Genomic DNA, 4,579 nt, shown 5'->3' with positions numbered 1-4,579 from the left:
ATACGGATTTATTGACCTATTTTTTGTTGAATGTATTGCAACCGTAGGGCATACGTTATTGGGCGCACCACTTTTTGATATTATGGCGGGAATAGCTCAGTTGGTAGAGCCCCGGATTGTGATTCCGGTTGTCGCGGGTTCAAACCCCGTTTCTCGCCCCACATTTAAAAAGGCTTCCTTATTGGAAGTCTTTTTTTTTCGTCTTCTAAATCTTCTTAAAAGATGTTAATTAATAATATTCCAAAAAATGTGACAGGTTAAAATTCCATTAGCAAACAGTCAATGATTGTTGATATTTACTTAACCGACACAACCTATTTATTTTTAATAGAAAACAATAATGCCACACATGCCAAAATTAGACCTATTTCTAGACGTTAACAGGCAACAACTAAAGGACTTATCGCGTGAACTTGGAAAAGATATAGGATTACATGACAAGAGTCAAATAAAGGGTGTCAGGTTACTTCTATGCAACCTATATATACAAGGTCAGAGGCAAATTATGGTCTCACGCAGAAAGGAATCTTTAGGTGGCAAAAGATACAACCCATTAGATGTCGGCTATAAAATGGTTATATCATCTCTCGATGCACTAAAAAAGAATGGCTATATCATTCAGATAATAGACAATCATAACAAAGGCGCCATAACTACTATTGAATCTACTGATAAGCTTGTGCAGTGGTTTAAAGACACTGAGTGGTCAGATGATAGAATAGACAAAAAAGTGGGGACTTATGTCACTCTCAGAGAGTCTAGAAAGCAGAATAACAATGCTGTTTATATTGACTTTGAAGATACCAAATATTCCAAGTGGCTGGGTGAGAGAATCAGACAGTATGATCAGTTATTAAGTAACTTCAAAATTGCACTACTGAATGACGATGGAGTCGAAGATAAAGAGTTTAAGAAGTTCACCATTCAAAGGAGGTTTATAAATCATCAGGCCACCTCTCATAATATGGGGTTTGTCTTTGGTGGTAGAATTTCTGGACCTTGGGTAAATCTATCTTCCGATCTTAGAAAGAATATCACTATTAATGGCGACACTACTGTTGAGTTAGACAGAAGCGCATCAAATTTAAACGCCATGTATCAAGTGATCACTGGTGCACCATACCCTCGTACAGACAATCCTTATCAAGTAGAAGTTGACGGAGTGGCTGTCCCTAAGCATATCACTAAGAACTTTTCTTCTTTTATGCAAGGCAGTAAGTCACCTAAAAGTGCTGCACATTCAGTCTTAAACCATTACAAAAGAAAGGCTTTAGAAGTCAAGAATCCTAAAGATAAAGACATTGAGAAGTACACAGAATATGTAGAATTTAAGAAGAGTATCAAGCCTACAGACATCGCTCAAGCTTTCTTGGACAAGCATCCTAAGATAGCTAACTACTTCAACAAGGGTAAGGCCTATGGTGATTTAATTAGTTGCTGGGAGTCTGACATAGTCTTTGAAGTGGTAATGGAGCTGACTAAAAGAGGAATACCTTGCCTCACTGTTAACAACTCTTTTATCGTGCCACTTCAGTACAAAGATTTAGTGGAGAGTATGAAGGATATAACATCTTATGTTGACAGAAGAGAAAAGCTTAAAGAGATGTTAACGTAGATAACTATTATGATAATCAGCAAGGATTTACTCACATATAAAAAAGGCCTTATGGCCTTTTTTATATATCTAATTGTTATAAATTACTTAAATCTATACGCCTTGTGTGCAACTCTCTATGTTTCTATACCCATTTCTCGCAGCATTAAATAAGCTTCAAGATCGTCGCATCCACCTATATGCTTTTCACCGAGAAAAACTTGCGGATAAGTAAGTTCATTAGGTGCCATTTTAAGCATGTCATCATTCGTCCAATTAACCTCATCAACCAAGCGAACTTCGTATTCAATATCCTCTTCATCCAACATGTTTTTAGCTCGGTTACAATATGAGCAATTAGGTTTCGTCCAAACAATATTTTCCATTATTAATCCTTTTAAGTTTTAGCGGTAAAAATACGATCTATATCTTCCTGATTGAAAAAAAGATGCTCATTACAAATTTCATTATGAATGGATATTTCACCTTGTTCTTCCAATAAATCTCGAGCGTCTTGTTCGCCCAAATCAAAAATAATTTTTTCAAAACGCTCTTTGTTTTGAGCACACTCATAACTCACCAAATCAGCGTCAAATAACTCTAACGTTTCTTCATGAAAGAGACGATGAAGTAGTGTTTCTGCCTCAAGATTATTTAACTCTTCATCAGTAACCGTATCCGCCAATGCACCCACTCTATGCCAACCTTCAGAATCATGCTGATCAGCTTCTGGTAATTTTTGCAATAATATCGCTGAGAGATTGTCTTGAGTTGAACTCACCCACAATGTAGAATCCAATTGCTCTGATTGAGAAAAGTAATCTTCAAACGTAGCAATCAAGCCATTGGCGTTTCTAGGTACCAATGACTGGAAACTATGGTCCGTTTGCGCATTATATAAGGTAGCAACAATCTGACCTTCTCCCAAAATTTCATCTAAGGAGTTATCCTCTTTAACGACACCCTCTGTTCTGACCATGCCACGAATTTTCAGATCATTAGTTACTTCAACGAATAACAAATTAACAATGCCGTCACCCTGAATTTGCAAGGTAAGCTTACCCTGGTGTTTTATGCCATTTGCCAAGAAAATAGCCAAAGCACTCAGTTCTCCAAACAATTGACGCACCAATAGACTATAGCCTCGATTTTGAATCATATCTTGCCAAGCGTCATCTAATGATAAGTGCTGACCGCGAATGTCTAAATCTTTAAATAAAAATCTGTTAATTGTATTCATAGGTATGATTTTAATTTATACCTGAGGGCATAAGAGAGAAAAGTGATCGAAAGAAAAATTACCATTAAAGCTGATAATCAATTATTAATTGATGCCTTGGCAGAGTCCACAAGCTTATCAAAACAAGTGCTTAAATCCGCACTTGATAAGGGTTGTGTATGGCTAAAAGTAGGCAAAAAGACCAATCGCATTAGACGGGTTAAGAAACCTTTAAAAATTGGTAACGAGGTATTTATTTATTTTAACGAAAAAATACTTAACTCCATTCCAACACAGCCAAGTCTATTATTAGACAAAAAAGACTACAGTGTTTGGTTTAAGCCTGCAGGTGTTTTTTCTCAAGGTTCGAAATGGGGCGATCATTGTGCATTAACTCGATTAGTAGAGAAACTAATGGATCGTAACACCTTTTTAGTACATAGACTTGATCGTGCCACTAGCGGGCTAATGATTATTGCACACACTAAACACATGGCTAGGTGCTTCTCAGAATTATTTGCAGAACGTCATATAAAAAAAACCTACTTAGCTATTGTTGAGAAAAATTTCCCACACGAAACAATCAGTTTGAACAATAATATTGATGGAAAGCATGCACTCAGCCATGTGACCAAACTAATGCATGACAAAGATAAAACTTTGTTAAAAGTGCATATCGAAACTGGCAGAAAACATCAAATTAGAAAACATTTAAGTGACTTGGGTTTTCCAATTATTGGTGATCGTTTACACGGAAATGCGCAAAAAAATCATCCAGAAAATTTGCAATTACAAGCGGTTAATTTAATTTTCAGTTGTCCTATGGATCAACAATTGATTAATATAGCCCTATCATCAGAAGTGCAACTAAAACTTTAATCAAAAATCATTAACAATCACGCTCAACCTCTCTCTCCCAAATGGCCGGAATAATGATTCTTAAGCATTCGTTAACCGATAGCTGGGCGCATATCGGAGACTCATCGGCTTTATGATGTGTCTGTTTTTCAGGCGCTATTAATGTTGTAGGTTTAAGTACTTCATCAGGTGCCTGTTTTTGATCCTCACAACCTGATAATAAAAACGATAATAATAATAAAATCTTAAGCATGGTTATTATTGTAACCTAAGGGACTTGAATCTAGATGATAATATCCCCATCTATTGACTACTAACAGTATTAATTTAAAGGAGCCCACCCTATGCGTAGAATATTTTTATTTTTAATGACCAATATCGCCATTATTGTTCTACTCAGTATTACCTTACGTATTTTAGGGGTTGATTCATTACTAGCTGACAACGGGTCAGATCTTGATCTTAATGCCTTGTTAATATTTTCAGCCGTTTTTGGCTTTGGTGGTGCATTTATTTCTTTAGCCATTTCAAAATGGATGGCAAAACGCATGACGGGTGCCGTGGTTATTGAATCACCAAGTACCAATCTTGAAAAATGGCTAATAGAAACGGTTCAAAAACAAGCAAAAATTGTTGGTATTCGTATGCCTGAAGTGGCTATCTTTCCTTCGAATTCGATGAATGCTTTTGCTACGGGAGCAAGTAAAAACAAAGCGCTGGTGGCTGTTTCACAAGGACTATTAGACAATATGAATCAAGGAGAGATAGAAGCAGTTATCGGCCATGAAATGAGTCATGTTGCTAATGGCGATATGGTGACATTGACACTTATTCAAGGCGTGGTAAACACCTTTGTTATTTTCTTTTCAAGGGTGATTGGTCATATTGTTGATCGAGTGATTTTAAAA

The 4,579-nt window shown here is 36.4% G+C and carries 6 protein-coding genes and 1 tRNA gene; 4 read left to right on the top strand and 3 right to left on the bottom strand.

The features are described 5' to 3' along the window. Positions 1–85: 85 nt before the first annotated feature. Together P8M52_RS00105 and P8M52_RS00100 are read left to right on the top strand one after the other, a co-directional pair. Positions 86–161 (top strand) — tRNA-His (locus P8M52_RS00105). A gap of 344 nt (positions 162–505) precedes the next feature. Then, positions 506–1,615 carry a hypothetical protein gene (locus P8M52_RS00100; RefSeq protein WP_300305619.1) on the top strand — a complete coding sequence of 370 codons (1,110 nt, stop codon included), beginning with the start codon at positions 506–508 and terminating at the stop codon, positions 1,613–1,615. 116 nt (positions 1,616–1,731) lie between these two features. On the opposite strand, the gene P8M52_RS00095 is transcribed toward P8M52_RS00100, so the two are convergent. Both P8M52_RS00095 and P8M52_RS00090 read right to left on the bottom strand, forming a co-directional pair. Then, the gene (locus P8M52_RS00095) at positions 1,732–1,980 is read right to left on the bottom strand and encodes a glutaredoxin (protein ID WP_300305617.1); all 249 of its coding nucleotides are present in this window, start codon (positions 1,978–1,980) and stop codon (positions 1,732–1,734) included. 11 nt (positions 1,981–1,991) lie between these two features. Further along, positions 1,992–2,834, bottom strand: a complete 843-nt coding sequence (locus tag P8M52_RS00090; protein ID WP_300305615.1) for an Hsp33 family molecular chaperone HslO — start codon at positions 2,832–2,834, stop codon at positions 1,992–1,994. Between the two features lie 42 nt (positions 2,835–2,876). Between P8M52_RS00090 and P8M52_RS00085 the strand changes: the two genes are divergently transcribed. Then, positions 2,877–3,692 (top strand): RluA family pseudouridine synthase, encoded by an 816-nt coding sequence (locus P8M52_RS00085; protein WP_300305613.1) that lies wholly within the window; start codon positions 2,877–2,879, stop codon positions 3,690–3,692. Positions 3,693–3,702: 10 nt separating this feature from the next. On the opposite strand, the gene P8M52_RS00080 is transcribed toward P8M52_RS00085, so the two are convergent. Then, positions 3,703–3,924 (bottom strand): hypothetical protein, encoded by a 222-nt coding sequence (locus P8M52_RS00080; protein WP_300305611.1) that lies wholly within the window; start codon positions 3,922–3,924, stop codon positions 3,703–3,705. 91 nt (positions 3,925–4,015) lie between these two features. Here P8M52_RS00080 and htpX point away from each other — a divergent pair. Continuing rightward, positions 4,016–4,579, top strand: a 564-nt coding sequence (gene htpX / locus P8M52_RS00075; protein WP_300305609.1) for a protease HtpX, incomplete at its 3' end; no start/stop codon positions are given.

Origin of the sequence: Candidatus Thioglobus sp. (assembly GCF_029243085.1) — a bacterium.
Classification (GTDB): domain Bacteria; phylum Pseudomonadota; class Gammaproteobacteria; order PS1; family Pseudothioglobaceae; genus Thioglobus_A.
This window is presented reverse-complemented; position numbering and strand designations above follow the sequence as displayed.